The following is a 3869-nucleotide window of genomic DNA, read 5'->3' as shown; positions in this document are numbered from 1 at the left end:
ATCCCGCGCCGGGTCCCGCGCCAACGCCTCGCCGCGCAGCAGCGCGAGCGGCCGCAGGACCATGGCCACCAAGGCACCCGCGGCCGCCAGCAACGCTGCGCGGGCCGCCACGCCGAGCGGCACCGCCGGCTCGATGGCCAGCACCGCGACGAAGGCCGCCGCGCCCGCGCCGAGCCCGCCCACGATCACCGCCTTCGGCACGAAGGGCAGGTAAAAGCGCGGATGCGCCGCCACCTGCCACAGCAACCCGCCATCGGTGAAGGCCAGCGGCTCGGCAAGCGTCGCCCGCTTCGCGCGATCTGCGACCGCGAGGAACACGCACACGCCACCCGCGAGCCCGCCCGCCAGCACCGGCCGCCCGGCCATCGCGACCAGCGCCAGGAACAGCGCCGCCACCGGCGCCACGTCCAGCAGAATCCATGCCGAGGCCCTCGCGCGCGCGCCATGCCGCAGCCAGGCCCAGGCGGGCAGAGGCAGCAGCGCGCCGGCCAGCAGATGCAGCGCCGTGCTCACGCCTCGGGCGCGATGCGGAAGCGCATCCGCCGCACCGCCCAGTCGGACATGCCGGCGGGCAACGCATCCAGCACGCGCAGCAGCGCGGCGAGCGGCAGCGGGAAGGCGCAGCGCCGGTCGCCGCGCAGGATGGCCCGGTGGGTGATGTCGGCCGCGCGGTCGAGGCTCATGGCCAGCGGCCGCCGCCCCACCCAGCGGTCGCCCATGGCGCTGTCGAAGAAGCCCGGCATCACCACGGTGACACGCACGCCGCGCGGGGCGAGCGCCGCGCGCAGCCCTTCGCCGTAGATGCGCAGCCCGGCCTTGGAAGCCGCATAGCCCGGCGTGTCCGGCAGCCCGCGATAGGACGCGACCGAGGCGATCAGCGCGATGCGCCCCGCCCGCCGCTCGCGCATCGAGGGCAGCAGCGGCTCGATCAGGTGCATGGCGCCGAGCAGGTTCACCGCCGCCTGCGCCGTAGCACCTTCCAGCCCTTCCCAACTGCCGTCGGGGGCGATGCCACGGGAGATGCCGGCATTCGCCACCACGCAGTCGATGGGGCGCGCTGCCTCCCAGGCGGACACCTGCGCGGCGAGGGCGGCGCCGTCGCGCACGTCGATGGCGGCGGTCTCGACCTCCGCGCCCTTCGCCGCGCAGCGAGCGGCGGTGGCGGCGAGGCCCTCCGCCCCGCGCGCCACCAGCCGCAGCGCGACGCCAGGGGCGGCGAACCGGTGCGCCAGGGCGGCGCCGAGCCCGCGCGAAGCGCCGGAGATCAGCACGCAGCGCGGCGGCGACAGCGTGCTCAAGCCGCGACCTCCTGCGCGAGGAAGGCGCTCGCGCCTTCCAGCCGCGCCACGGCATTGCCGACCGCCTCGTTGATGCCGGCCTCGTCGAAGAAGCCGCCGCGGATCAGGCAATGCGCGGCGAGAACCCGGCGCAGCGCGTCCACCAGCGCCATGTCGGGCGGTGCCGCCTCGGACCAGAAGCGGTCGAGCCCGCCCTGGAAGGTCAGCCCCGGCATATCGTAGAGCGCGCTGCCCAGGACGATCACGGCCTTGCCCTCCCGCAGCGACTGCAACCCCGCGGTGCTGTTGACGGTGACCACGCCGGCCGCCGGCGCCAGCACGGGGCCAAAGGGCAGTTCCGGCAGCCAGGCGATGCGGTCGGCCACACCGGCTTCCCGCGCCCGCGCGAGGGCGAAGTGCCCCCAGTCGGCCAGCCCATTGTCCAGCGGATGTCCCTTCACCGCCAGCAACGCGTCGCGCGGCGCATGCGCGGCGAAGGAAGCGACGATGAGCGAGATCGCGTCGCGCAGGCTCGGGAAGGGCGAATGCAGGCGGAGCTGGTAGTCGCCCTCAAGTTGCAGCGGCAGGACGAAGACAGGGCCGCGCCAGGCCAGCACCTCCTCCAGCCGTCGCCAGGCGCGGGCGCGGCGGATCGGGCGCAGCGCGCCGCGCCGGATCCAGCCGGCGTATTCATGGAAGGCGTTCCACTGCCGGTGCGTGCGCCAGTGCGGGAAGCGCCGGCGCCCGAACTGGTTGGCGACGTTGTAGCGCACGTCGTCGGTCGCGCGGCGCAGGAAGGATCCGGCCGAGGCTGTTTCCGGAGCCGCCGGAGGCAGCCCTTGGGCGAGTGCCAGGATACGCGCCGGGTCGCGCGGCAGCGGCGACCTCGCATTCACCCCACCGGGCTCGAGGGTGATGTAGCCGGGGCGCAGATAGGCTTCCTCGAACACCCAGCCGGTGGCGCCGCGGGCGCGCGCGACCTGGAGCGCGGCGGCATGCAGCGGCCGGCAGTCGCTGAACATCACCAGGTCGGTGATGCCGCGCGACTCCATCGTCGCGGCGAGGAAGCCGGGCCAGTCCTCCGCCCGCCCGGTGAAGTCCGTCGCGTTCGGCCGCCGCCAGAACAGCCGGTCGCCGGCATTGAGGTTGATGCGATGGACCGCATGCCCGCGCGCCGCCATCGCATCGCCGAGCCGGACGAAAAGATGTGAGGCGAGGCCCTGGAGGAAAAGGAAGGAGCGCGGCGCCATCAGCCGCGCCCCGGCATCAGGCGGGCCATGGCCCTTCCCTGCCAGCGCCGCAGCCGCGCGAGCAGCCCGCCCTTCCAGGGGGCCGGATCCGCCAGGCGGTCCAGCAGCGCTTCGGGCGGACAGGGAAGTTCCGTCACGGGGTCCTGATAGCGGGGAAACAGGATCAGCGCACCCGCCACGAGTTCATCGACGGTGAGCCGGCGCACACGCCGGGGGATCGGCATGCGGTCCTCGGTCAGCCCCCAGCCGGCATAGAAGGGCTGCCCCCAGCAGGTGACGGAGAGGCCACGCAGCAGCGCCTCGAACCCGGTCAGCGAGGTGAGGGTGTGCACCTCCTCCACCTGGCCCAGGAGCGGGGCGATCGGGGCGCGGTCGAGCACGATGTCGGCCAGCGCGCGCGCCTGCTCCACCGGCACGGCGCCGCGGCGATAGCCGGCCTCGACGTCCGGGTGCGGCTTGAATGCGATGAAGGCATCCGGGTTGGCCGCGCGCACGGCACGCAGCAGCGCGAGGTTGGTCCGCACCTCCCCGGTCGCGCCGAACCGGATCGAGAGGTCGTCCTCCACCTGGCCGGGCACCAGGATGCGGCGGCGCCCGGGGGTGGCGGGCAGTTCGGAAGCCTCCCCACCCAGGTTGTACTTGGTGATGCCGCGCGCGATCAGCGCCGCCCGCAACGCCGCGGCGCGCGCGATCAACTCCGGCGGGAAGGTGGTCGTGGCGAGCAGCAGTTCGAGGTCGCTCGGCCCCGCCGGATCGAAATAGGGCCGGCGCGTATCGATCGTCAGCGATGCGGCCGGCAGGAACCCCGCCCCCAGCCCGGCCGAGCGGATGAAGCCGTCCTCCACCCACACAACAGGCACGCCGGCGGCGCGGGCGCGCGGCAGCAGGTCCGCCGGCGCCCGGCTCGGCCAGGCGGCGATGGCGCCGCCGCGGCGGAGGGCCTCGGCCACGGCGGTCCCGGCACGATTGGCGAAGGCGGGCGGCCCGGCGGCGGAAGCGAGTGCCGCAGCCATGCGCCCCCTTTTCCAGAACGACATGCCGAGGCAGACGGCGATGCGGCGGTTCGCCACCTCCTCCGCCCGCCAGGCGCCGAGCAGCGGGATGGCTTCCTCGAGGGTAATCGGCCGGGCGCGCACCGGATCGGCGCAGCGCGCTGCGGCGGCCAGCGCGGCAAGGCACCCGAGGCCGTCCATCCCGGCGCCCGGCAGTGGCACGCCCGCGAGCGCGGCGAGCAGGGCCGTCGCCCCGCCAGGCGCATGGAGTTCGGCCGCGGCGTCGATCAGCGTCCAGGGTGAGAACCGCCCCGGCCGCGTCGCCGCGAGCACCGGGCGCGCGTCAGGCT

Annotated in this window: 3 protein-coding genes and 1 pseudogene; all 4 read right to left on the bottom strand. The window is 74.9% G+C overall.

The window, feature by feature from the left end; all coding sequences use genetic code 11:
- A pseudogene (locus GXW76_RS25000) lies at positions 1 to 513 on the bottom strand (hypothetical protein); the annotation flags it as partial.
- Positions 510 to 1298, bottom strand: coding sequence for an SDR family NAD(P)-dependent oxidoreductase (locus GXW76_RS24995; protein ID WP_246514700.1), 789 nt, complete (start codon positions 1296 to 1298; stop codon positions 510 to 512). The gene GXW76_RS24995 and the pseudogene GXW76_RS25000, both read right to left, overlap by 4 nt.
- Positions 1295 to 2527 (bottom strand): capsule biosynthesis protein, encoded by a 1233-nt coding sequence (locus GXW76_RS24990; protein WP_211864850.1) that lies wholly within the window; start codon positions 2525 to 2527, stop codon positions 1295 to 1297. Before GXW76_RS24990 ends, GXW76_RS24995 begins: the two co-directional genes overlap by 4 nt.
- Positions 2527 to 3869 (bottom strand): capsular polysaccharide export protein, LipB/KpsS family (locus GXW76_RS24985; RefSeq protein WP_211864849.1); only part of this gene is annotated, 1343 nt, incomplete at its 5' end. The genes GXW76_RS24985 and GXW76_RS24990, both read right to left, overlap by 1 nt.

Source organism: Neoroseomonas soli (genome assembly GCF_018129065.1).
GTDB lineage: Bacteria > Pseudomonadota > Alphaproteobacteria > Acetobacterales > Acetobacteraceae > Neoroseomonas > Neoroseomonas soli.
Note: the sequence above shows the minus strand (reverse complement) of the source record. Positions and strands in the feature narration are given on the sequence as shown.